This is a genomic window from Snodgrassella sp. ESL0253 (assembly GCF_013344965.1).
GTDB lineage: Bacteria > Pseudomonadota > Gammaproteobacteria > Burkholderiales > Neisseriaceae > Snodgrassella > Snodgrassella alvi_B.
The window spans coordinates 15,049-39,222 of record NZ_JAAEDQ010000011.1 but is presented as its reverse complement, the minus strand read 5'-3'; the positions used below and the strand labels follow the sequence as shown (position 1 = coordinate 39,222).

Sequence of the window (24,174 nt, the reverse complement as noted above, 5' to 3'; positions counted from 1 at the left end):
TCATGGCTTTACAATCTTTAGATATCAAACGTCGTTCTGCCACCAATCAGCTCACGCCGCTGCCACAGGCACGCAAGCCGATTGAAATTGCCAAACTGATTGACGTATCTACCTGTATAGGCTGCAAGGCCTGTCAGGCAGCGTGTTCTGAATGGAACGATATTCGTGATGAAATCGGTACCAATCATGGCGTATACGACAACCCAATCGACCTGAGTGCCGATAGCTGGACAGTCATGCGCTTTTCCGAAACCGAACAAAACGGCAAGCTGGAGTGGCTGATTCGCAAGGATGGCTGCATGCACTGTGCCGATCCTGGCTGTTTAAAGGCCTGTCCGTCTCCGGGGGCTATCGTGCAGTATGAAAACGGTATTGTCGACTTTCATCAGGAAAACTGCATTGGCTGCGGTTACTGTGTTTCCGGCTGCCCGTTCAATATCCCGCGCATCTCGAAAAAAGACAACCGCGCTTATAAATGTACCTTGTGTTCCGACCGCGTGGCTGTTGGTCAGGAACCGGCCTGTGTGAAAACCTGTCCTACCGGCGCCATTCATTTTGGTAGCAAGGAAGACATGAAATCTCTGGCCGGTGAGCGCATCAAAGATTTAAAACAGCGTGGATTTGAACATGCTGGGCTTTACGACCCGCAGGGGGTAGGGGGAACCCATGTCATGTATGTATTGCATCATGCCGACAAACCTAGCCTGTACCACGGTCTGCCAGATAATCCGCATATCAGTACCACCGTCAAACTGTGGAAAAGTATGCTCAAACCAATAGCTGCCTTTGGTATTGCTGCTGCCGCTTTTGCAGGTTGGCTGCACTACATCACCATTGGTCCGAATCGCCCGGATGATCACGAAGAACAGGTTCTTAATCGTGACGGCGAAATCCTCAAAGACAAGGGGGACGCATAATGAAAAAATTATTGATTCAACGTTATAAAAAATCTGAACGCTTTAACCATTGGGTTGTGGCTGGCTGTTTTGTCCTGCTGGCAATTTCTGGGCTGGGCTTCTTCTATCCGTCTTTTTTCTGGCTGACAGAAGTGTTCGGTTCCCCGCAACTGGCGCGCATACTGCATCCGTTTATCGGAGTAGTGATGTTTCTGGGCTTTTTTATCCAGTTTTTTCGCTACTTTAAACATAACTTTTTTGAGCGTGACGATCTTACATGGTTATTAGGTATCAAGCATATACTGCTGGGTAAGGAAATTGGCGATACCGGCAAATACAATGCAGGACAGAAGTGCATGTTCTGGCTGATGACCATCAGCATGGCGTTGTTATTTCTCAGCGGACTGATTGCCTGGCGGCAGTTTTTCTCCGATTATTTCCCCATCTGGGTGGTGCGAATCGCCTTATTGATGCATTCTGCTTCAGCTATCCTGCTGATTGTAGGTATCATCATTCATGTTTATGCCGCATTGTGGATTAAAGGCACCATTCCTGCCATGGTAGAAGGAGTAGTAACTCAGGAATGGGCGAAAAAACATCATCCGCGCTGGTATCGGGAAATGATGGCTAAAAAAGAAGCCAGAGCACAGCAGAATTCTGGTTCACAAACCAGCGATTAGTCAGGCCAATAGCCTCTGGTAATTCTGTCTGTATGGCCAACGCCATACAGACAGTTAAACTTTTATCTTCCTTTCTGTCCTAATTTTTGCTCAGGATAGCCTTTCCTGTTGCTGCCTGCGTGCAGATAGAGAAACCTCATGAATCATACACCCGCACAAAGCCGTACAGTCTGGGTGGCACAGGCCGGACGGTGCAGCAGTACCAGCGACAATGTCAGTGCCGAAATCCCGGTGGCTCTCGTCTATAATGGTATATCCCATGTTGTCCTCATGGCCACGCCTACAGATATTGCCGAGCTGGCATTGGGTTTTAGCCTGAGTGAAGGTATTATTGAAAATGCAGAGCAGATTTACGCCATTGAAATCAGTGAACATCAGCATGGCATCGTAGCTGAAATTGAGCTGGCCAGTGCTGCTTTTAGCCGCCTTAAAAGCCGTCGCCGCCAGATGAGCGGGCGTACCGGCTGCGGTCTGTGTGGCATCGATAGTCTGGCAGCAGTACAACCAGAGTTAAAGCCGGTATTACGCACAACGCATATCGACTTTAGCGTAATCGGGCGAGCTTTGACCGATTTTAACCAACACCAGCAGCTGCGTGCACAAACTGGTTCGGTTCACGGTGTAGTGTGGGCTGATACGTCTGGCAGGATTGTAACCGTGCGTGAAGACATTGGCCGGCACAATGCTTTAGACAAGCTTATTGGATGGGGATTGCATGCAAAAGTAGATTGGAAGCAGGGTTTTGTGGTATTGTCCAGTCGCGCTAGTTTTGAAATGGTAATGAAATCAGCAATAACCGGTATTGGGTGTATCGTGGCCGTATCTGCGCCTACCACCTATGCCATTGATTTAGCTCACAAGGCTAATATCACGCTGGTGGGTTTTGCGCGCCATAACCGCCAAGTAATTTATACCCATCCTCAATTTTTTCATCCTTAACGCATATTTAAAACAAAAAATAATAGGGTATACTCTATTATTATTGTTTTTATTTCGCTTGTTAGCTTGAATAAGAACTATATTACCAATTACAGTAAGGACGACTATGTTATCGATTATCAAACGATATAGCCGTAATTTGGCCTGGCAAATTCTCTTTGCCCTGATTTTGGGGGTAGCGGTAGGATTGTATCTGCATACTTTTTCAGATCCGTCACACCCGTACTACAAAACCTATCAATCCTGGGTAGTCAACGTATTACAGCCAATGGGCGATATCTTTATCCGCCTGATTAAAATGATTGTGCTGCCGATTATCCTCAGTACCCTGACTCTGGGAATTGCCGGATTGGGCAATTCCAAAAGCCTGGGCAGACTGGGTGGTAAAACCATTCTGTACTTTGAAATCATCACCACCGTTGCCATTGGTGTAGGCATACTCTTTGGTAATCTGTTTCACCCCGGTAGCGGTATTGATATTTCCAATCTGCAACACACCAGTGTTACCCAGTATGTACAGAAAAGTGAGACACTGGCCGAGAAACCGCATGGTCTGGTTGTAATGATTCTGGACATGATTCCGCATAACATCTTTGATTCCCTCAGCTCAGGTGAAATTCTCCCAGTAATCTTTTTCTGTGTATTCTTTGGCCTGGGTTTAACCAAACTACCTGACAATCAACGCCTGTTCTTTTCAGATTTTCTGAAAGTCATCTCCGATGTGATGTTTAAAATCACCAATATGATTATGCGCTATGCGCCGATTGGTGTGTTTGGCCTGATGACTGTTACCATCAGTAAATTCGGTTTTGGTTCGCTGATTCCACTGATGAAACTGATCCTCATTGTTTATCTGGCGATGATTGTGTTTACGCTGGTGATTCTGGGGGGCGTGGCTTATTTCTGCCGCTTTAACATTTTCACCATTATCAAAATTCTCAAAGACGAGCTGATTGTTGCTTTCTCAACCTCTAGTTCTGAAACCGCGCTGCCAAAAATGATTGAGAAAATGGAAGCCTATGGCGCGCCGAAATCCATTACCAGCTTTGTGATTCCTACTGGCTACTCATTTAATCTGGATGGTTCCACCCTGTATCAGAGTATTGCCGTTATCTTTCTGGCACAGCTATACGGTATTTCCCTGTCTGTAACAGATCAGGTAATGATCGTGATTACCCTGATGGTGGCTTCCAAAGGGATTGCCGGTGTGCCCGGGGTATCATTTTTAGTATTGTCTGCTACATTGGCCACCACATCCATCCCGCTAGAAGGTTTAGGCTTTATTCTGGGTATCGACCGTATTCTGGATATGGGACGTACTGTAGTAAACGTAATCGGTAATGCACTGGCTTCACTAGTTATCTCGCGCTGGGAACATGATTTTGACGATGAAAAAGCGCGAGAATACGAAAAATCGCTTGGTATTAAATAACCCAGCCTATGCAATCAAAAGGTTCAGAGACATCTGAACCTTTTTTATTGTCTGCTGATAACTTATCCGTATATACAAAGCGCTGTGCAGCGAATATTACGGCCATCAGCTTTCAGCAGCACAAGAAAAATAGTCAGTAGCAAATCCAGACAGAATGCATGATTTTAGTTAAACTTGGTTATTTTAGTCATTGATAATGGTATCAGCACCATCACATCACGATGAGCAACCATTATCAGGTAGCATAGATATATGAAAACACAAGCAACACCAGAAGCCATACAGGCACAGGAATTTTTTCATATCCCATTCTGGCAGCAGCCTCAGCCCGATATTTTCAGCCAGCGTGCATTGCGCCTGAATGAACTGGCAGCAGAAGACAGCAGCGACTGGCAGCCATATTTACAGCTTCTTGCTGCCATATGCAATGCCCAGCAAACCTTGCTGGAGCGCTATGCAGAAGCCGCATGGGTGCTGCCGCCAGCAGATACGGATGAATTTCCGCTTACTCCAGCCTTACTGAGTGCCAATCACGATTTAACTGGCCGCCTGTTTACAGATTTACACGCTCTACTGCAACAGCAATTGACACCAACAGCCGCACAGGTATGGAAAGAATTATTGCAGCTTGACAGCGAAGAACGCAGCCAGTTGTGCCAGCAGGCATTAGGCCAGCAGCTCGGCGTAGCACAGCAGGATTATCAGATTTGGGTAAACGCCGTAGTGCAGATTATCTATACCCATGCTGCGCTGAATTTAGCAGCTACAGCAGTAAAGCCATTGTCTGAACCCGGATTCTGCCCATGCTGTGGTACTGATGCCGTAGGTGCGGTGATAATCGGACACGGTGAACTTGAAGGCCTGCGCTATCTGTGCTGTGGCGTGTGCAACAGCCGCTGGCATAGCGTACGCGCGCGGTGCAGTTTCTGTGATAATAGCCGCGATTTAGGCGTACACCGCATCGAACAGGCCAGTGAGGGTGCCTTATCTGGTGCGGAAGCTGAGTGTTGTCCGAGCTGCCATGCCTATCGCAAGCGCTATCGTCTGGCCAAACAGCAGTATGCCGACCCGATTGCTGATGATTTGGCTTCTTTAGCGCTGGACATATTGCTAAATCAAGAAGACTGGCAACGTGGTGGTGCCAATCCGTTTTTAATGATGGGTAAAACACCGAAACACTAAAATCAGCCGCAAGCTGTTTAGCTCAAATCAAAAATCAGGAGCTAAACAGCTTTAATAAAACGGTTGATTATTTATTGATAAGTGGCCTGAATAATCTGGCCATCATTAAAATTTTTTTTGCATGGCAATAGGCCTTTTGCTTATTATGCTTGGGCTAATAAGTATTCTTGACAGTATTCATAACAAGCAAAAGCATTTTATTCCCTTGCAAAATAAAGCCAGATATCTGTTATCTCTGGATTGTACCCATAAAAAATGCGTTACCGATGGGCAAATGATATATGATCATCCAGAAAATATATCCAGTAAATCCATAAGTACCCCCATTTATCATTTTCGCTATTATTTTCAGGCGGGAGATAAAACTTATAACAATAGTGATTTACCGGTTTTTAGCGAAGGCCTGAGTTTCAATAAGGGTGCAATGCGCTATATCCCAGCAGGGCGTTGGAATTCCAAGCAGTTTACACCTGAAAAAATAATCTATGACCCTTATAACCCAAGTATAAACTTACCATTGGCGTATGCTAAAGTTCTGCCAGATATACCTAATCCTTATGATATTTTCCAAGGTTTATTTATTCTGGCAGGTGGGATTATGTTTACGATAAGTTTGTACAGGGGTAAAAATTTATTTAGAAAAAATAGATGAGCCTGAAGCTTTAAAGCAAACTTCAATATTATTAGCTAGTGATAATATTTCTAGACTTATCTGTTTGCACTAGCAATACATTAATACATTCTCAAACATCTGTTTAAGCCTACAGTCCTCGGTTTATTTAGCTAGGATTTAAAACTAATTGCCGCTAAAATACAGCACAAATCCTAAAAGCTTGGATTTTTTATTGGCAAACAAGATAGAGGAATTTTCGATATTTTTCATGTCAACCATCATAGATTAATCTGCACTAATATTGGTCACATTTGATGTGGATACTCACGAAGCTATTAGTACGGAAGCCAGCCTTGTCAATGTTGGCGATATTGAAGTGCAAAGTCTTGCTAGAGCAAATCATAATGAAAATAGGAAACAAGTTGGGTAATGCTGCATCTAAAATCGAAGTAAAACCATACTCTTCACTCTATGCCTCTGAAATATGCGATTTGTTTCATTCGTCTATTCATGCTATTGATACCGATATTTATAGCAAAGCACAGCAAGAAGCATGGTGCTCAACACCACCAGATTATCAGAAGTGGTTAGAACGTTTAGATAACACTCAGCCTTGGATGGCTATCTTTGGTTCAAGCCTTGCGGGGTTTGTTGAACTTGGAGATGATGGTTACATAGACTGTCTGTACGTGCATCCTGACTTTCAAAAGCGTGGCATAGCTAGAAAACTCTATGACCATGTGCTTGACTTGGCCCACCAGAAAAAGCTTTCACAATTAAGTGTAGATGCTTCAAAAGTGGCCATGCCAATTTTCAAAAAATGGGGTTTTAAAATAAAGCGGGCTAACAAAATATCCAGAGAAAATCAGGTACTGATAAATTACCATATGTATAAACCACTTTGATTTTTATTGAGACCTTTGTACGGTAAAGCTTCACTCAAACTAAATTTTTAACCGCATTTATCCAGAATTTTAGTTAGAAAATAAGTTAATTTTTTTATATTGATACAGGCTAAAACAATAGGATAGTAAGACGATACGAGAGAAATTATTTAATAATTTCAATCAGATTTTTTTAGTGATGTATTTTATTTATGCTGAGGTTCATTAATATCAATTTCGATAGTTTGTGAATTTTATCAGTTAATCCTACAAACAGCCCAAGCCTATACAGCTTGGGCTGTTTGTAGGATTACGCTTTAAAAGTAATCCAGGGTTTAAGTTTTACTATTGGCTGAATTAAACCGGCATTTTCTTGGGCTTCGATTACTGGTGTAATCGGTTTATAGGCGGCAGGTGCTTCTTCACGTAAACGTTCCTCTTTTAAGGTAATACATTGCCATGGCAAATCAACCTTATCAGATGCCACTTTTTTGCTACGCATTGATTGCCGCCTTTCTGCTCTGCCTGCACCGTGCGAGCAAGACCATAACCAGTCTGGATTTCCTTTGCCAAGCGCTACATAAGAGTAGTCTCCCATCGAGCCGGGGATTAATACAATTTCGCCATTATTGGCTGGTGTGGCTCCTTTGCGGTGAATGTTCATTCCATGCTCAGGTAAAATAATGTTATGCGAAATATCTACGATTAATTGACTATTATCGTGTTTAAAAATCGCCATTAATTCTTTACGTATCAATTCGGTGATGACGATTCGGTTAATCCATGCATAACGTGCTGCAACACCCATTGCCTGCAAGTAATTTTGTGCATTTTCATCTGCTAAACCAAATAATCCTGATGTTGGATATTTTTCATTTACTGGCCATAAGGCTTTGGCTTTATCTTGCCAGCGGGTGCCAATATAAAATCCCACATCGCGTGAACCGGTATGAATCATTATTACAACGGAATTTTTCTTTAACCCCATTTGATAAGCTAAATGTCGATCAAGGATTTCATCAACAATTTGTAACTCAACAAAATGGTTACCTGAGCCAACTGTACCTAAGCTTGCAGGGCGGATAATACTTCGTGACTCAAAAAAGGCCTCTGGCGCGTATTTGCTATCTGTTGTGATTAATGACTGCCCTGATATTTGATTAATCTCAGCAAGTAGCCGCTTAAAATTGACGTGTTGCCACAAACCTTGTTGTGGTAATGCCGCTATCCATGCCGCTATGCCTTCATCAAACAATGCTTGAAAGGATTGCGGTGTAACAGGAATATTACGCTCGTCTTGCAATAATACGCGCTTGAGTTGCGCGATAATGGATGATTTTTGTTCATTCACTTCATCATGGCTTAAGCCGGTTGTCAAAAGGCGCATACCACAGTTGATATCAGTGCCAATGGCTGCCGGAATAACTAAATCTTCTGTTGTTGCCACGATACTGCCCACTGGTGCAATCGCTCCCGGATGAAAATCGGGCGTTGCTCGTGCTGCGCACACGTGTCCTAAGCTGTTAGGTACGTTGACCGATGCAAAATCCAGTAACTGCTTTACTGCTTTTTCTTCTAAAGGTAAAGCTTGCGGTAATAATACTTGAGCAGTGGTGTTTTGTTGATTAAAAGTATAGATATTATTAGAAAAATGACTCTCAATCCCAAGTCGGGATAATCGTTTTTGTAAACGAGTAAATGTAGACATCATTGCCACCTAGAAAACAATAAAAAACGGCCTCCTCTTCTTGAGAGGATAATTACTGTTTTCCTGCAGCAGCACGATTCAGGAAAGCGGCTTGATTCTATACAAAGGTTATTTAGTTGTAAAGTCGTGATAAAAGAATAATAAACATCTTTTTTATCAGCTATTCAAAAGAAGCTGATTTTTTGTAAAAAAGTTTCAGATAATGGGTGCGTTTCAAGATAAAACGTATTGTCGATTCAAGCGCAAAGTATGCATAGCAACACATTTTCGTAATGCACTCAGCAGTGAGCAAGGCTATCGTTATCTATAAGGTAAGTTTATGGGCAGACTATAACTATTCATATGATTTTTAGAGGGTAAGGTAAACTTAACACTAAAAGGGAAAGAAGATAAATTGAAAAACGGACAAGACGGATTTTTGGTGTGGCTTATAAATGGCAAATGGTTAGGCTATATCGACAAGGGAAATGGCGCAGTGAATTGGTGCGGGAATATGATTTGACACCATCTGCTTTATGCCGCAAAAAAGCCTATGTTTAACATAGGCTTTTTTTATTTGCTTTACTGGGTAAACCAACTGTTTATATGGGATAAACTGTTAACCATTGCCCCTGCTGAATATCGGTTTGTGCGGGAATATCGATTAATACCTGTGCATCGACGCAGCCAGACAGCATATGTGATCCCTGCTTGGCCAATGGCTGTACTTCGGGGCCGTTATTGGTAAAGCGGATGGTACCACGCATGAATTCGCGCCGTTTCTGCTGATTGGGCATAATGCTAAAGGCAGCTTTGGCCTGATAGCATTCGGGTAGTGCTTGCAGGATATGGTGGCCGGCTGCGGCTTGTAGTGCCGGTAATCCCAGCAGTTTGAAGGTAACAAAGCTGGCGACGGGATTGCCGGGCAGCAGCATAACACGGCATTGTTTAATATTACCCCAGCCAAAAGGTTTGCCCGGTTTTATCGCCAGTTTCCAGTGTTCGATATTGCCTAGCTGTTGCAGTGCCGGCTTAACCAAATCGCGGTCGCCCACTGAGGCACCGCCGGAAATAATAATGCTGTGGCTACTGTCTGCGGCCTTGGCGAGGGTATCGGTGATGATGTCGAGCTTATCCGGCAGGATGCCGCCATCAATAATTTCAATAAACGCATATTCGCTCAGGCTGGCCAGCAGCATAGGGCGGTTGCTGTCGTATATTTGATGCTGCTGTAGCTGGTTATTGCCGCTTACCAGTTCATCGCCAGTAGTAAATACACTTACGCGCAGTTTCTGATACACCTGCAATTCGCTTGCGCCTTGTGAGGCAGCCAGTCCGATTGCCTGTGCGTTTAGCAGGGCACCTTTTTCCAGTAGGGTAGCACCCTGTTTCAGCTCTTCACCCCGGCGGCGGATATTGTCACCGGCAGCGGGTGCACGGGTGCTGCAAAGGGTATCGCCGTTCACGCTGGTGTTTTCCTGCATGATTACGGCATCGGTATTTTTTGGAATGCCGGCGCCGGTATAGATGCGCACAGCCTGTCCGTGTTGCAGGGTGAGTTGCTGGGTGTCACCGGCAGCCGCGGTACCGGTGAGCTGCCATGCGGTGCAGTCCAGTCCGCAGATGGCGTAGCCGTCCATAGCGCTGTTGTCGAATGCAGGTGCATCGGCAGTGGCGATAAGCGGCTGGGCAAGAATACGGCCGGCAGCCTGATTAAGAGATACGATTTCGCTGTCGACTATACGGCTGGCCTGTTGTAGTAGGGTTTCCTGTCCCTGATAAAAATCCATCATGATGTTGTTGCTCCGCTGCGCGTGCTGGTAAACATTGCGCTGCTGTTATAGTTGGTAAACGGGGTGCTGTCGGCAAAAGTAACAATGGCGTGGCGGTATGGCTGAATAATTGAGCGTACGCTGTGTTTGCCGCTGCTGTTAAGTTGTTGCTGGATATGCTGCAAGTGGCGCCGGCGCATCTGACAGACGACGGGGTGCAGATTGCCGGCATCAGCGGCGCAAACGATATCCAGCTCGGGCTGCTTATGCAGCTCCTGATACAGGCGGGTGATGATGTCTGCGTTTAATAGTGGCAGGTCACACGGGACGATTTGCAGATATTCGATGTGTTCCGGTAAGGCCTGTGCTGCGCTGATGATACCGGCCAGTGGCCCCATCTGCGCATACGCGGGCAGATCAGGGTAAACCGGATAGCCATAATTCTGTATCTGTGCGATATCGCGGTTGGCACTGATAATAATGTGTTCGCTGCAACGGTCAAGCTGGCGCAGGATATGTGCCAGCAGCGGTTGGCCGTTAAGTGGCAGCAAGGCTTTGTTGGCACCGCCAACGCGTGTGCCGAGGCCACCAGCAAGGACAATCAGGCCAAGCTGTGCATCTATTGCCATGACTGGGTACGCTGCTGGTCGCTGTGTTTCATTTCTACCCAGTGCTGCTGGCCGTTGGCAAAACATTCTTTTTTCCAGAATGGCGCTTCGGTTTTCAGGTAGTCCATGATGAAATGATTGGCCTGATAAGCGTGTTCGCGGTGACCGCTGGCGGTGAGCACCAGTACGATTTGTGCGCCTACCGGCAGTTTGCCTACGCGGTGAATCACGCAGGCATAGGGTAGTGACCAGCGCTCTGCGGCCTGAGCGATGATTTTGCTGATTTCGTGCTCGGTGACTTCGGGCATATGGGTAAGGTAGAGGTGGCTGAGTGGCTGCTGCGGGTTATCGTTGCCGCGCACTTTGCCAATAAAGCTCACTACGGCACCACAATCTGGTGCGCTGGCTTCAGCCAGCGCCAGTTCGTGGTTGAGGTCGAAATCTTCGCTTTGTACTTGTATTCGAGTTTGCATTTCAGCCTCCGGTTACCGGTGGCAACAGGGCTATGCTGTCACCGTCTTTAAGGGCAGCGCAGCCATGCTGAATAATATTATTGACGGCAATTTTGTAGACTTTGCCGGCAGCCAGTACCTCACTGAATGGGGCACCGCGCTGGCGCAGATAGGCCAAAAGGGCATCGCTGTCGGTAAAGTTGGGAGCTAGCTGTTCCTGCGTCAGGCCAAGTTCTTCGGCAAAGCGTGCCAGATAAATCACGGTAATCATGATAAAAACATAGGTCAATCAATAATCGTTTATTATGCCGCGTTTTTTCTTTCTGTGGCAGATGGCTGTTGCTGATGCAATTGGATTTAAGGAGTAAAATGGGATAGAATGCAGCCTTTTTTTTAATTATTCCAAATATTTGTCTTATTTTTTATTTCTAAAATGATTTTCCTTCTTACAGGCGCTTACTTTTCTCATGCTGATTGACCGCTTCAACAGACGTATTGATTATTTACGCATTTCGGTAACGGATAAATGCGATTTACGCTGTACTTATTGTATTCCGCAAGGGTTTACGGAATTTGAAAAGCCGGCTAACTGGCTGTCGTTTGCAGACATTGAGCGTGTTGCCGGGGCATTTGCCCGCATGGGTGTGTCTCGGTTTCGTTTAACCGGTGGCGAACCGTTATTGCGCAAGAATCTGCCGGAACTGGTAGCACGGCTGGCAGCTTTGCCAGGGGTAGAAGATTTGTCGTTAACCACCAATGGTACGCAGCTTAAACGTTTTGCCCAAGATTTACGTAAAGCAGGGCTGAACCGGCTGAATGTGAGTTTGGATTCATTGCGACGTGAATGTGTGCAGGAGATTTCCGGTAAGGATAGCTTTGATAACGTCATTGACAGTTTGCAGGCAGCACGGGATGCAGGCTTTGAACAGATTAAAATTAATATGGTGCCGCTGCCGGGGGTGAATACCGGTGATATTGAGGATATGGTGGCATTCTGTATTGCCAATGGTTTTATCCTGCGCCTGATTGAGGTAATGCCGATGGGTGTAAGCGGGCGGAAACTGGAATATTTTAATCTGCTGGAGCTGATTGAAAATCTGCGTCCCAAGTATCAGTTGCATGAAAGCAGGCGTGTATACGGGGGCGGGCCGGCCAAATATTGGGAAAGTGTAGATGGCCGCTTTACTTTGGGGCTGATTACACCACGTTCGCAGCATTTCTGTGCTACCTGTAATCGCGTACGCATGTCGGTTGATGGCACTTTATATCTGTGTCTGGGGCAGGAGCAGAGTATGGCGTTAAAGCCATTACTGGCGGCAAATTGTTCGGATGAACAGCTGGAAGCTGCGATTCAGCAGGCGGTGGATTTGAAACCGGAAAAACATGAGTTTAATGAGCAACCGGACAAAATTGTGCGCATTATGGCGAAAACCGGTGGCTAAAATAGATGTTGCTGCTACCAAACAAAAGCCCGCTTTGTTGAGCGGGCTTTTGTGCGACAGACAATTAAAACAGGGTTAATGTCCATGGAAACAGATAAGTTTGTACAAAGGTAAACAGGCCGGCAATCACACAGAAGAACAGGCTGTGACGCACGGTGAAGCGAAACAGGTCGGATTCTTTGCCAGCCAGTCCCACCGCAGCACAGGCAATGGCAATGGATTGTGGTGAAATCATTTTACCGGTTACCCCGCCAACTGAATTAGCAGCAACGGCAAGTACGGGATCCATGCCTACCTGCATGGCAGTATTGGCTTGCAAAGCGCCAAACAGGGCATTGGCAGAGGTGTCCGAACCAGTGAGGAAAACACCTACCCAGCCAAGAAATGGTGAGAAAAACGGGAAGGCTTTACCGGTATCGGCCAGAGCCAGTGCAAGGGTTGATGACAGGCCAGAATAATTAACCACGTAGGCAAACGCCAGTACCAGTCCAATCGACAGTATCGGATAGCGCAAATCGTATAGCGTGTGTTTGAAGGTGTCTACAGCCAGACGTGGTTTTATTTTCAGTATCAATACGGAAATGATGGCCGCTAATAGTATGGATGTGCCTACTGCACCTATCAGATTTAGCTTGAATTCGGCGGCGATGGGGGTGTTTTCCGCGACGATAGGTGTGGTTTTAATCACCAGATTATCCAACATTGGCCAGTGAATTTTGATTAGGCTAAATGAATTAAACCAGGCTTGCAGGGGTTTGATGGTCCACACGGCAACACAGATAGTCAGGATGACAAAAGGTGACCAAGCTTGGGCAATCTGCCTAATGTTGTATTCTTTTGGTTTGGACTGTTTGCTCGGCTGCTGCATGCCACCAAAGGTGAATATCTGTTTTGGCTGCCATTTTTGCAGAAAGAGTGCCAAACACACCAGACTTACCAGTGCTGAGGTAACATCCGGCAATTCCGGCCCGATAAAGTTAGCGGTGATAAATTGAGTGGTGGCGAAGGAAACACCGGAAACCAGCAGCGCTGGCCAGGTTTGGCGGATACCGCGCATTCCGTCCATGATAAATATCAGGTAGAACGGAATGACAATAGACATCATGGGCAATTGCCGGCCGGCAAGCTGGCCGATGTGAAACGGATCAAGGCCGGATACCTGTCCGCCCACCAGAATCGGAATACCCAGTGCACCAAAGGCTACCGGTGCGGTATCCGCAATCAGGCACAAGCCTGCTGCATATAAGGGTTTGAAGCCTAGCCCTACCAGCAATGCTGCACTAATGGCAACAGGTGCACCAAATCCGGCCGCGCCTTCCAGAAAGGAACCAAAGCAAAAGCCAATAAGCAACAGTTGCAGACGCTGGTCTTCGGTAATGGAAAGAATGGAAGCGCGGATAATGTCAAACTGGCCGCTTTTGACAGTGAGGTTGTAGAGAAAAACAGCGGTAATAATAATCCAGGCAATCGGCCACAAGCCATAGAAAAACCCATACAGGGCGGAGGATAAAGCCAGAGTGAGTGGCATTTTGTAAGCAGTCACGGCCACAATAATGGCGAGAATGAGCGTGATGGCACCGGCAATATGGCCTTTCATGCGCAGCACTGTAAGTGCTACAAAGAAAAAGATGATAGGTAACAGGGCAGCCAGCAGGGTGAGATAAATGCTGTTGCCTAATGCGGAGTAGCTTTGTACCCATGTGTGCATGTAATTCCTCCTCGATGTATCAGTCTGTTGACAATAAATTTGATGAGATATGTACGGTTGTGTGGTGATAAGGGTTGAATGTTATTAATTTTTAATACTGAATAGTACAGATTGCTATGCTGGCTGTTACTTTAAAAAATAAAAATGTTAACGTCAATGTTTGTGTTTTTTATTTTAATATTTGTAATTATGATTAAGCGGGCTAAGTGAAACTGTTTTAGCTGGTTATTTGGTTAAATATATAATATAAATATGTAATTTTTATATTGCTTTGCTCGGTCATCGGGAAAGTGTAAACATTTTTATCCCAGCCCTGATTTTAAGACGCATCTATAACTTATTTATTCAGTTGTTGTAAGCCGGTAATAGCAGAGTTTAACCTCTGTCTGTATACTGATGTGGCAGGACAGTGTGTATGCGGAAATTCAGTGCCGCAGTGTTAAAAAACTGAGTGTTATGCTGGCACAGATGTGTGGCTGTTTGTAGTCAGATTACCAGTGATTAAGAATGGACTGACAAGAAGAATCTTGCTTGATTGGCAATAAATTTGTGTCTGTCACAAAATTGTCATGTTGGTCTTTTACAATAAGTCAGGATAGTATCTGGTAATAGGAAAAAACTGTGTCTGCTTTTTCTGCGACTTCGTCGTCTGGGGCAATTATGTCTGCATCCGGGAAAACTGGTAAAGTAAGTAAAATTCTGTTTCTACTGATACTGCTGGGCGGTCTGGCTTATGCTGGTGTTTGTATTTACCATGATTTGCAGAGTGTGCCCAGTTCTTCGCTACTGGTATACGCATTATTAACTGTAGCGCTGCTGATTGCGTTGGCATTTGAGTTTGTGAATGGCTTTCATGACACAGCCAATGCGGTGGCCAGTGTGATCTATACACACTCACTCAAACCCAATACAGCAGTAATCTGGTCAGGGGCTTTTAATTTTCTTGGTGTGATGCTGTCCACCGGTGCTGTGGCTTATGGGGTGATTTCTTTGCTGCCGGTGGAATTGATTCTGCACATGGGCAGTGATGTTGGCTATGCAATGATTTTTGCTTTGCTTTTCTCTGCCATTATCTGGAATCTAAGTACTTGGTGGCTGGGGTTACCAGCTTCCAGTTCGCACACACTGATTGGTTCGATTATCGGGGTAGGCGTGGCCAATCAGTTGATGTCGGTACATCGGAGTACCAGTGGTGTGAGCTGGCGTCAGGTAATTAATGTAGGTGAATCACTGCTATTTTCGCCACTACTCGGCTTTGTTCTGGCGGCATTGCTGTTAATTTTATCGAAAAAGCTGCTACGTATCCCAGCGTTGTACAAGGCGCCGGAAAACGATGCACCCCCACCGTGGCCAATTCGTCTGTTGCTGATTTTTACCTGTACTACAGTGAGCTTTGCTCATGGTTCGAATGACGGACAAAAAGGTATGGGATTGATTATGCTGATACTGATAGGTACAGTGCCGATGGCATATGCCCTTAATCATGCCGTACCCAAGGAGGAGTGGGCGAAATTTTCTGCCAATTCACTGGCAGCGCAGCAAACCATTGAAGATTTGTTGCCACCGGGACTAGTGTTGCATAAAGGTACTGATGTCCGTGCTAAGGTAACGGCTTTGGTGGAAGATAAAGAGGGTACGCCGGAGCAGTTAGCTGCATTGGCACAACTGATACATATTGTTCAACATAATGTAAGTAAAAGCGATAGTCTGCGTAATTTGCCGCCTGAACAGGTGGGTAATATCCGTAATGATATGTATCTGGTTTCTGAATCTTTAACGTTATTGCAAAAAAATACTCTGCATCGCCAATATAATCTGAACGCGTTACAGATGGATAGATTAAACGCGTATCACATATCAATTGACCATGCTACGAAATATATTCCGGTATGGGTAAAGGTACTGGTGGCATTAGCGCTGGGATTGGGCACACTGGTTGGCTGGAAGCGTATTGTGGTTACCGTAGGCGAAAAAATCGGTAAAACTCATTTGTCTTATGCGCAGGGTGCTTCTGCCGAGCTGGTAACTGCCACACTGATTTTGGCTGCTGACCGTTTTGGTCTGCCAGTGAGCACCACGCATGTGCTGACTTCAGGAATTGCCGGTACCATGGCTGCGAATAAGAGTGGGTTACAGAAATCCACAGTCCGTAATCTGGTGATAGCCTGGGTACTTACCTTGCCGGTATCCATTGTGCTGGCCGGCGGATTATTCTGGTTTTTCCGTCTGATTTTCTGAGTGTTAATTGCTGTTTTGTATCCTTACTGGTCGTTACTCTGTAATTATTTGCCAAATGCTCTTGCAAGGTACGGTATTTCACAGTTTAATGTCGGTTTAGTGGTGGCTGTGCTGGTGCACGTCATAGATACTTGCTTCCCCGTTAGCTCGGGCATACAAATTGGAAATCGTGTATGAAAAAATCACTGGTATTGTCAGCCATCGTAAGTGTGCTGATGACTGCCTGCTCGGATGCCGGTACAACAAATAAAAATGCTGCTTCCAATAACGCAGTCATGAATTCAACTGACCAGCTTAATATCTATAACTGGTCGGATTATGTTGATCCGGATACGGTTAAAGCCTTTGAGAAAGAAAATAAAATTAAGGTTCGTTATGATTATTATGATAGTAACGAAACTCTTGAGGCCAAAATCCTGATTGGCCGTTCCGGCTATGATCTGGTGGTGCCATCTATTGCCAATGTCGGCCGTGAAATCAAGGCGGGTGCTTACCAGCCGATAAACAAAAGCCAGCTATCTTATTACAACAACATTGATCCCGATCTGCTGAAAATGATGGATAAGGTAGATCCGGGTAATAAATATGCAGTGCCGTATTTCTGGGGTATGAATACTATCGGGATTAATACCACACTAGTTGAAAAAGCACTGGATGGCAAACTGCCGGATAATTTATGGGATCTGGTATTTAATCCTGAATACACACATAAGCTGAAAAGCTGCGGTATTTCCCTGTTTGACAGCCCTACCGAACTCTATCCACTGGCTTTACATTATCTGGGTAAAGACCCGAACAGCAGTGAGCCGGAGGATATTCGTGCCGCTACCAATCTGATTAAATCCGTGCGCAATGATGTGAAGCGCTTCAGTTCTTCCGGCTATATTGATGATATGGCTCGCGGAGACCTGTGTGTGGCTACTGGTTACGGTGGTGATCTGAATATTGCCAAAAAACGGGCGGAAGACGCCAAAAGCGGCGTGCATTTACAAGTATTGGCTCCGAAAGAGGGTGTTGGGATTTGGATTGATTCCTTTATGATTCCCAAAGATGCCCAGAATGTAGCCAATGCCCTGAAATACATTAATTACACGCTCGACCCGAAGGTAGCGGCGAAAAATGGTAATTATGTAACTTTTGCACCAGCCAGTAAACCGGCACGGGCGTTGATGAGCAGTGAGATCGGTAGCGATCCGAGCATATTCCCCACGAAGGAAGTACTGGATAAAAGTTTCGTGGTATCGCCTAAATCGCAGGATGCTGTCCGTTTGGCTGTACGTCTGTTTCAGCAGGTAAAAGCGGGGCAGTAATGATTTTGTATGCAGATTCAGTCTTTTCTGCGAGAAATTATTTGCTGTGCTGGTAAAAACTTAAGTAAAAAACGAATCGCTCCGGTTCGTTTTTTATATTTATGCTAATACTGTAGCTGTGCTAAACAGAGCATGATTTGTCTGTTAGCGCGGTTTACTACGCCTAATCTGCACATAAATACCAGCATAGAATGCCAAAGTGGTAGGGCAATAATCGCAGATATAGCTGTCAGAATGAATGTAAACCCTTATAATTAGCTATTGGACAGGATGCTGAATGTATACGGGTTGCTGTAATTGTGGGTACACAAAAAATAATATACGGATAGCAAGTAGTAAATAAGCATACTGGCTATACCTGAAATAACGCCTGCTTTGCGCAGGCTGATTTGTGTATTAACTGCTGACTATGGTTTCTGGTAAATAAAAGAGATTGACTGGTTGCGACAGAGTAAACAGGCCTGAAAGTATAGAGGCAGCAGGACAGAAATTTTGAATTGGGTGGTTATGAAAATTTTAATTTGCAATGATGATGGCTATTTGTCCGCAGGAATTGCCTTATTGGCCAAAGTTGCAGCACAGTTTGCTGAGGTAAGAGTGGTGGCACCGGAAAGCGATCAGAGTGGAGTGAGTAACTCTTTTACCCTGAGTCGCCCCCTGTCTATTAAAAAAGCCTCGAATGGCTTTTATTATGTTAATGGCACACCAACCGACTGTATTCATGTAGCCTTACATACCATGACCGATTTCAAACCTGATTTAGTTCTGTCTGGTATCAATCATGGTGCCAATATGGGCGATGATGTCTTGTATTCCGGCACTGTAGCCGCTGCTACCGAAGCTTTTTTAATGGGTATACCAGCTCTGGCATTTTCTATTAACGATCGCAGTGGCCAGTACTGGGCTACAGCCGAAAAAGCAGTGCATACTGTTTTAGCCAAAGTGTGCGCACAGCCAGCAGTAAACCCGATTTTATGGAATATCAATATTCCGGCAGTTAATCCAGATGCGGTGCAGGGTTATCAGGTGGCAAAACTGGGACGGCGATATCATGAACAGTGTATCGTGCCGTTTGATAGCCCGCGTGGAGAAACCATGTACTGGATCGGGGGTGTGGGCGCTGCTGATACCAGCTGTCAGGATACCGATTTTAGCGCCAACGAAGCAGGTTTTGTCACCATTACTCCGCTGACACTTGATTTAACCAACTATCAGCAAATGGGTGCAGTAAACACATTTTTGCAAGATATACAGTGGTGATAGCAGTGGGACAGGGCGTGAGCTGGACAGGGTATGAATTTCGGCGTGCACGGATGGTGGAAAGGTTGCGGCAGATGGGTATCACCCGTGCTGAAGTTCTGTCTGCCATGTCTGCCGTGCCGCGACATGTATTTGTTGAAGAGGCACTGCGCTCTCATGCTTATGATGATATGTCTTTGCCGCTAGGGCTGGGGCAGACTATCTCCCAGCCCTATACCGTAGCAGTGATGACACAGTTACTGTTTGGTAAACGGCCGATAAGTAATAAATTGCGTATTCTGGAAATTGGTACGGGTTGTGGTTATCAGACAGCGATTCTGCAAGCGCTGGGTTTAAATGAAATCTATTCAATTGAGCGCCTGCGTCCGTTGCATGAACGTGCCAAACAGAATCTGCGTGCAGTACGCTTACTGGCTCATGCACGGCTGGTGTGTGGTGATGGTTATCTGGGTTTGCCGCAGGAGGCACCTTTTGATGGCATTATTCTCACAGCCGCCCCGAAAGAAGTACCACTGCCTTTATTGCAGCAACTGTCAATAGGTGGTCGTATGGTACTGCCACTGGATGAGGGCGGGGTACAGTTTTTGTGGGTAATCGATAAAACTGCTGAAGGTTTTCAGGAAACCTGTGTACAGCAGACTTTATTTGTGCCGCTGGTAAATGATAATTAAATATTAATCGCAATCCCAGCGGGCGTATATCAAAGTAGCTACTTGAAGCAATGGTGTACTAAGCATGGATAGTAAGGACATCAGGTTTTACGTAAATAGCCCAATACACGGAAATTATCAATCTTCCATAATCCATCCTTATAAATTAATGGATAAGTGGCGCGACTGCTCGCGTTAGGGCCTGGATTCTGTTGCACAATTTCAATCTGATTATTACTAACCTTACTTATAATGGCAACATGACCATATTGCGACCAGCCAAAAACGATAATATCGTCAACTTTTGGCTGAGTTGGCGAACCATTATGAAACTGTAGCAAATTACGCTTTGGATTAATGTGGCCATCGGCAATCGAAGCATCAAAAAAATCTTTGGCATGGCCATAGCTATCGGGCATTTTGTGCTTGAAGCGCTCATAATAATAGCGTTTTATAAATTCAACACATTGATACTTTTGCCCTAAATTGTAACCATCCTTAGTTAGATTACGCCCGCTGACATGGCTTATTTGCCCATTGTAATATACATTGACACCATTAAACTGATCGACAATCTGACCAACCTTTTGTGCATCTGTTTGTCTTTGATCAAAAGACTGGGCATAAGCAATAAAACTAAATAGTGATAAACCCAATAACAGTACTACACTTTTTTTATATTTATTAGCCATATAAACTCATTAATTGAATGATAATAATTTAGGAATAATAATATTATTTATTTTAAATATATAAATAATATAGCAATATATAATTGAAGTACAATTAACTTTCTTCTGCCATATACGCTGATTAACAACATAATATTTGACATAATCATGTGCAAAAAAGGCCGTATCCATAGCATAGCTGCCACAATATAACTGCATTAGATTCAGTTAGTAATAATACATTAGTACTATACAAGTCAGGCCGAGTGAATATAAAACAAAAGCATTAATCTAAATATATCAGAATATATAAGATTAATGTTTAATCCGTTAATTAAATGTATTTTGTGTATCTAATATTTTATCTGTAGCAATAGCATTGTTGTTTCATCAATACCTGCTATGCGCATCTTTATCAATTTTTTTACCATGAAGATAATTTATGGTTAAAAAGTAAACTGAATAACTGATGCCGTGGTTAAAAATTCAGTTCTGAAACCGGTCAAGTCATGTTCCAAACTATCATAATTTAATTACTTCTGGATTTTACCTGCTGGCATCGTATCAGTAAGATGACTTTACCAGATGACTTAACCGCTATAATCTAATGGCAAACATGATGTAATTCAACAGCTAAGGGTAGATAGCCATGAAAGTAGCAGTATTTGTTGCACCTGGTAAAGTGGCCATACGGGAAATGGACAAACCTGTTATCCAGAAACCCACCGATGCCATTATTCGTATTGTACGTGCCTGTGTTTGTGGTTCGGATTTATGGTGGTTTCGCGGTATCAGCCAGCGCGAATCTGATACTCCTGTCGGGCACGAAGCCATTGGTATCGTCGAAGCTGTAGGCAGTGCAGTGACCCACATCCAGAACGGTGATTTTGTTATCGTACCTTTTACGCATGGTTGTGGCCATTGTGCGGCCTGCGAGGCCGGATTTGATGGTAATTGCCAGAATCAGGAGCAGGGCGGTAATGGCGGCTATCAAGGTGAGTATCTGCGCTTTAGCAATGCAGACTGGGCACTGGTTAAGATTCCCGGCCAGCCACAGGATTATTCTGATGGTGTTCTGAATTCATTGCTCACATTAGCCGATGTTATGGCTACCGGCTATCATGCGGCGGCCAGTGCCGAAGTCAAACACGGTGATACCGTAGTTGTCATGGGAGATGGTGCAGTTGGCTTGTGTGGTGTCATTGCAGCGAAATTGCGTGGTGCGGAACGCATTATTGCCATGAGCCGGCATCCGGACAGAGCACAACTGGCGCAGGAATTCGGTGCCACCGATATCGTGCCGCAACGGGGTGATGAAGCAGTTGAAAAAGTATTGTCGCTGACCAGTCAGGCTGGGGCTGATGCTGTACTGGAATGCGTAGGTAGCAAGCAATCTTTGCAGACAGCCATTGCGGTGGCGCGAGCAGGGGCTATTGTTGGCTGTGTAGGCGTACCACAGCAGACTGAAATCAAAACCAGCGATATTTTCTGGCGTAATATAGGCTTGCGTGGCGGTATTGCGAGTGTGACTACTTATGATAAAAGCCTGTTATTGCAGGAAGTTTTGAATGAAGAAATTCAGCCGGGTAAAGTCTTTACTCAGCGCTTTGATTTAACCAATATTCAGGCTGCCTATGATGCAATGGATCAGCGTAAAGCCATTAAGTCTTTACTGATTATCAGCCATTAAAAACACATATTCCCCGCTGGCACAGAGAATGGCTTAGCGGGGAGTATGTACTTGCTCAGTAAATGCTGCAAACACTGTTATCCAACTAAATCAGACTATACCTTTCATACCCTCTGGTAAATAACGTTCACCCTGAATATCAATGTGGTTTTTCAAATCATTCAATGTCTGCAAATCGGTTGCTTCCAGTTGTAATAAGCTGGCCTGATTATTTTCGTGCAGGTATTTTTCGTTTTTGGTACCCGGAATCGGTACAATATGCGTCCATTGCGCCAGCAGCCATGCCAGTGCAATCTGTCCCATACTATAGTTGTATTTGGCGGTCATGGGTTTTAATGCCTGTAACAGGCGTTTATTGTGTTGCAGATTGCTGTCCTGAAAGCGCGGATTGGTGCGGCGAAAATCATTTTCAGCCAAATCTTCTTTGCCCTGAATCCGGCCGGTGAGAAAACCGCGTCCCAGCGGGGAGTAGGGCACCAAGCCGATATTTAATTTTTTCAGCAAGGGTAGTAATTCATCTTCAATATTGCGGGTCCATAATGAATGTTCTGTCTGCACCACATCGACTGGATAAACCGCACAGGCACGCTGCAAAACTGAAGCGGAAACTTCACACAAACCAATATGAGCAATCCTTGCCAGCCTCTACCAGCTCGGCCAGAGTCTGCATGGTATCCTCAATTGCTGCGTCCGGATTAATGCGGTGAATATAAAATAAATCAATCTGCTCAATACCCAGTCTGGCCAGAGAATCATCACAGCACAGCTTAATGCATTCAGGGCGATTATCGATATTGCGGTTATAGCTGGCGGTATTACTTCTATCAATACCGCATTTGGTGGCAATGGTGAGTTGCGCCCGAGCTGAATCAGGCAGCGTTTTCAGCACAGAACCAATCAGCTTTTCATTTTCACCGCGACCATACATATCAGCTGTATCAAGCAGAGTAACACCACTGTCGATAACTTTATGTAAGATTGTGCGTGCATGTGCCGTATCCACATCGCCATAGAATTCGCTCAGTCCCATAGCGCCATAGCCAATGGCTGAGACAGTAAGATGCTGGCCAAGTTTTCGTTGTGGTAAAGAAAGAGTCATTATTTATTATCCTGTCAGAATTAGTTATGCCTGAATTGTTTTATCAAGTATTCCATATACTTATTTGAAGTCAGGCAGATGCTTTATTGCTGGTACTGATAGTAAATAATTAAACTTGAGAAGAGAAATACAAAATTATTGATATGAAAAACATATCAATCTATTGTGTCTTTTTTAGGATAGCAGGATATAAAGCCTTTATACGGATACAGAAGCCATATTGTAAAGTTTAAAGTATTCAATCATAGCATTGATTATGGTGTTTTCCGCCGCAGACCGATGCCAGAGCAAATGCATATCTATTGATAGCTGCTGCTCATAATCTGCCTGAGTAGGCTTCTGGGTTTGTAAAGTTACTTATCACCAATAGGAAATTTTCCCCTTCGCAGAAAAAGCCTGATGAATTAGCACTTCTGCCTTTGCTGGTAGTATGCTGCTACACAGAATAGTACAGAGTGGGAAAGGGAATAAAAAATTACTTATCTGTACTATTGCAAGGCTTATTTAACCAGCTCAACACCGCGATTAGCCAGTTCATCTGCTTTCTCATTGCCTGGATCACCGGCATGACCCTTTACCCAATGCCAGTGTACCTGATGCTTATTCACTTCAGCATCCAGTGCCTGCCACAACTCAACGTTTTTAACTGGCTGCTTTGAGGCGGTTTTCCAGCCGCGTGCTTTCCAGTTGTGAATCCATTCCTGCATGCCATTTTTGACATATTGGGAGTCAGTATAGATGTTGACGATGCAGGGACGTTTCAGGGCGGCCAGCCCCTGAATCACTGCAGTTAGTTCCATGCGATTATTGGTAGTATTGGCTTCGCCGCCAAAGAGTTCTTTATTATGCCTGCCGGATTGCAGGAAAGCACCCCAGCCACCCACGCCGGGATTACCTTTGCAGGCGCCATCGGTATACAGGGTTACTTCGCTCATGTTCATAGGCTGTTTTGCAAAGGGCT

General features: G+C 44.8%; 23 protein-coding genes. 13 read left to right on the top strand and 10 right to left on the bottom strand.

Features of this window, described 5'->3' with window-relative positions:
- Positions 1–2 precede the first annotated feature (2 nt).
- The 7 genes from fdxH to GYX26_RS09205 all read left to right on the top strand — a co-directional run bounded on the left by fdxH (position 3) and on the right by GYX26_RS09205 (position 6,647).
- Positions 3–917, top strand: a complete 915-nt coding sequence (gene fdxH, locus GYX26_RS09235; protein ID WP_100114206.1) for a formate dehydrogenase subunit beta — start codon at positions 3–5, stop codon at positions 915–917.
- Positions 917–1,576: a formate dehydrogenase subunit gamma gene (locus GYX26_RS09230; protein ID WP_174829007.1), complete on the top strand. Its 660-nt coding sequence runs from the start codon at positions 917–919 to the stop codon at positions 1,574–1,576. The genes fdxH and GYX26_RS09230 overlap by 1 nt, the downstream gene beginning before the upstream one ends.
- A gap of 138 nt (positions 1,577–1,714) precedes the next feature.
- The gene (gene fdhD, locus GYX26_RS09225; RefSeq protein WP_174829006.1) at positions 1,715–2,515 is read left to right on the top strand and encodes a formate dehydrogenase accessory sulfurtransferase FdhD; all 801 of its coding nucleotides are present in this window, start codon (positions 1,715–1,717) and stop codon (positions 2,513–2,515) included.
- A 106-nt stretch (positions 2,516–2,621) separates the two neighbouring features.
- The gene (locus tag GYX26_RS09220; protein WP_174829005.1) at positions 2,622–3,947 is read left to right on the top strand and encodes a cation:dicarboxylate symporter family transporter; all 1,326 of its coding nucleotides are present in this window, start codon (positions 2,622–2,624) and stop codon (positions 3,945–3,947) included.
- Positions 3,948–4,199: 252 nt separating this feature from the next.
- Positions 4,200–5,129 (top strand): formate dehydrogenase accessory protein FdhE, encoded by a 930-nt coding sequence (locus GYX26_RS09215; RefSeq protein WP_174829004.1) that lies wholly within the window; start codon positions 4,200–4,202, stop codon positions 5,127–5,129.
- 121 nt (positions 5,130–5,250) lie between these two features.
- Entirely contained in the window at positions 5,251–5,781 is a 531-nt protein-coding gene (locus tag GYX26_RS09210; protein ID WP_174829003.1) for a hypothetical protein, read from the top strand.
- 365 nt (positions 5,782–6,146) lie between these two features.
- Positions 6,147–6,647 (top strand): GNAT family N-acetyltransferase, encoded by a 501-nt coding sequence (locus tag GYX26_RS09205; protein WP_174829002.1) that lies wholly within the window; start codon positions 6,147–6,149, stop codon positions 6,645–6,647.
- A gap of 289 nt (positions 6,648–6,936) precedes the next feature.
- On the opposite strand, the gene GYX26_RS09200 is transcribed toward GYX26_RS09205, so the two are convergent.
- The 5 genes from GYX26_RS09200 to GYX26_RS09180 form a co-directional block, all read right to left on the bottom strand.
- Entirely contained in the window at positions 6,937–8,334 is a 1,398-nt protein-coding gene (locus GYX26_RS09200) for an RtcB family protein (protein ID WP_174829001.1), read from the bottom strand.
- Positions 8,335–8,915: 581 nt separating this feature from the next.
- Positions 8,916–10,106: a gephyrin-like molybdotransferase Glp gene (gene glp, locus GYX26_RS09195; RefSeq protein WP_174829000.1), complete on the bottom strand. Its 1,191-nt coding sequence runs from the start codon at positions 10,104–10,106 to the stop codon at positions 8,916–8,918.
- The gene (locus GYX26_RS09190) at positions 10,103–10,714 is read right to left on the bottom strand and encodes a molybdenum cofactor guanylyltransferase (protein ID WP_174828999.1); all 612 of its coding nucleotides are present in this window, start codon (positions 10,712–10,714) and stop codon (positions 10,103–10,105) included. Before GYX26_RS09190 ends, glp begins: the two co-directional genes overlap by 4 nt.
- Positions 10,705–11,166 (bottom strand): molybdenum cofactor biosynthesis protein MoaE, encoded by a 462-nt coding sequence (locus GYX26_RS09185; protein WP_174828998.1) that lies wholly within the window; start codon positions 11,164–11,166, stop codon positions 10,705–10,707. Before GYX26_RS09185 ends, GYX26_RS09190 begins: the two co-directional genes overlap by 10 nt.
- A 1-nt stretch (position 11,167) precedes the next feature.
- Entirely contained in the window at positions 11,168–11,416 is a 249-nt protein-coding gene (locus GYX26_RS09180) for a MoaD/ThiS family protein (RefSeq protein WP_174828997.1), read from the bottom strand.
- A 196-nt stretch (positions 11,417–11,612) separates the two neighbouring features.
- On the opposite strand from GYX26_RS09180, the gene moaA reads away from it, so the two are divergent.
- On the top strand, positions 11,613–12,587 hold the full coding sequence (gene moaA / locus GYX26_RS09175) for a GTP 3',8-cyclase MoaA (RefSeq protein WP_174828996.1): 975 nt from the start codon (positions 11,613–11,615) through the stop codon (positions 12,585–12,587).
- A gap of 64 nt (positions 12,588–12,651) precedes the next feature.
- On the opposite strand, the gene GYX26_RS09170 is transcribed toward moaA, so the two are convergent.
- A complete protein-coding gene (locus GYX26_RS09170) occupies positions 12,652–14,295 on the bottom strand; it encodes a lactate permease LctP family transporter (protein ID WP_174828995.1) in 1,644 nt (547 codons plus the stop codon).
- A gap of 621 nt (positions 14,296–14,916) precedes the next feature.
- Between GYX26_RS09170 and GYX26_RS09165 the strand changes: the two genes are divergently transcribed.
- The 4 genes from GYX26_RS09165 (at position 14,917) to GYX26_RS09150 (ending at position 19,774) form a co-directional block, all read left to right on the top strand.
- Positions 14,917–16,533: an inorganic phosphate transporter gene (locus tag GYX26_RS09165; RefSeq protein ID WP_370520877.1), complete on the top strand. Its 1,617-nt coding sequence runs from the start codon at positions 14,917–14,919 to the stop codon at positions 16,531–16,533.
- 173 nt (positions 16,534–16,706) lie between these two features.
- A complete protein-coding gene (locus GYX26_RS09160) occupies positions 16,707–17,843 on the top strand; it encodes a polyamine ABC transporter substrate-binding protein (RefSeq protein WP_100114223.1) in 1,137 nt (378 codons plus the stop codon).
- Positions 17,844–18,350: 507 nt separating this feature from the next.
- A complete protein-coding gene (surE, locus tag GYX26_RS09155; protein WP_174828994.1) occupies positions 18,351–19,103 on the top strand; it encodes a 5'/3'-nucleotidase SurE in 753 nt (250 codons plus the stop codon).
- The gene (locus GYX26_RS09150) at positions 19,097–19,774 is read left to right on the top strand and encodes a protein-L-isoaspartate(D-aspartate) O-methyltransferase (protein WP_370520875.1); all 678 of its coding nucleotides are present in this window, start codon (positions 19,097–19,099) and stop codon (positions 19,772–19,774) included. The genes surE and GYX26_RS09150 overlap by 7 nt, the downstream gene beginning before the upstream one ends.
- Before the next feature lie 80 nt (positions 19,775–19,854).
- Here the strand turns inward: GYX26_RS09150 and GYX26_RS09145 are convergent, their stop codons facing one another.
- On the bottom strand, positions 19,855–20,445 hold the full coding sequence (locus GYX26_RS09145) for a CHAP domain-containing protein (RefSeq protein ID WP_174828993.1): 591 nt from the start codon (positions 20,443–20,445) through the stop codon (positions 19,855–19,857).
- Between the two features lie 628 nt (positions 20,446–21,073).
- Between GYX26_RS09145 and GYX26_RS09140 the strand changes: the two genes are divergently transcribed.
- Positions 21,074–22,114, top strand: coding sequence for a zinc-dependent alcohol dehydrogenase family protein (locus GYX26_RS09140; protein WP_174828992.1), 1,041 nt, complete (start codon positions 21,074–21,076; stop codon positions 22,112–22,114).
- 90 nt (positions 22,115–22,204) lie between these two features.
- Here the strand turns inward: GYX26_RS09140 and GYX26_RS11565 are convergent, their stop codons facing one another.
- From GYX26_RS11565 to rnhA, 3 genes are all read right to left on the bottom strand, one after another.
- Positions 22,205–22,732: an aldo/keto reductase gene (locus GYX26_RS11565; RefSeq protein ID WP_202984306.1), complete on the bottom strand. Its 528-nt coding sequence runs from the start codon at positions 22,730–22,732 to the stop codon at positions 22,205–22,207.
- Complete coding sequence (locus GYX26_RS11560) at positions 22,725–23,213, bottom strand: aldo/keto reductase (protein ID WP_202984305.1); 489 nt, start codon at positions 23,211–23,213, stop codon at positions 22,725–22,727. Before GYX26_RS11560 ends, GYX26_RS11565 begins: the two co-directional genes overlap by 8 nt.
- Before the next feature lie 500 nt (positions 23,214–23,713).
- On the bottom strand, positions 23,714–24,148 hold the full coding sequence (gene rnhA, locus GYX26_RS09130) for a ribonuclease HI (RefSeq protein WP_174828991.1): 435 nt from the start codon (positions 24,146–24,148) through the stop codon (positions 23,714–23,716).
- Positions 24,149–24,174 lie beyond the last annotated feature (26 nt).